This is a genomic window from Desulfamplus magnetovallimortis (genome assembly GCF_900170035.1).
Lineage (GTDB): Bacteria > Desulfobacterota > Desulfobacteria > Desulfobacterales > Desulfobacteraceae > Desulfamplus > Desulfamplus magnetovallimortis.
On the sequence record NZ_LT828645.1, the window covers coordinates 1 to 519 of the forward strand.

General features: G+C 50.5%; 1 pseudogene. It reads left to right on the forward strand.

The window, feature by feature from the left end:
- Window positions 1-14 precede the first annotated feature (14 nt).
- Window positions 15-519: pseudogene (locus tag MTBBW1_RS27410) on the forward strand (hypothetical protein); the annotation flags it as partial.

Consider the following 519-nt stretch of genomic DNA (forward strand, 5'->3'; position numbering starts at 1 on the left):
AAATAGAGCTGAGTATGAAGGAGATAGAGGAGCTCTCCCAAAGAATTCAGGAGAGATCCCTTTGTGACAAGGACTATGAAGCCCTTCAGGCTATGCTGGAGGTGATTGTCACCCTCAATGAATCGCTTCAGCAGAAAGATATCTCCATCAAGCGCCTCCTCAAACGGATCTTCGGCATTAAAACCGAAAAACGAAAGAAACTGTTCAAGGATGATCCAGAAAACAGTGGTGAATCCTCGCCAACAAACGACACCGGCAACGGGAAAGAGAAAGAGGCACCATCGGACGATACCCGTTCCGATGATACACCTTCCGGGGCGGCAGATGAAAAATCGTCTGAACATATCACAGATAGTGACGATGAGCCGAAACCCTCTGCTGGAAAAGGACATGGCCGTAAAGGAGCTGATGCATTTCCCGGCGCCAGACGGGAACGCATCGAAGATGCCGATTTGAAGCCCGGTCAGAAGTGTCCTCTCCTGTGCCCCAATGGTCGCCTCTATCCATTGAAGTCGGGGC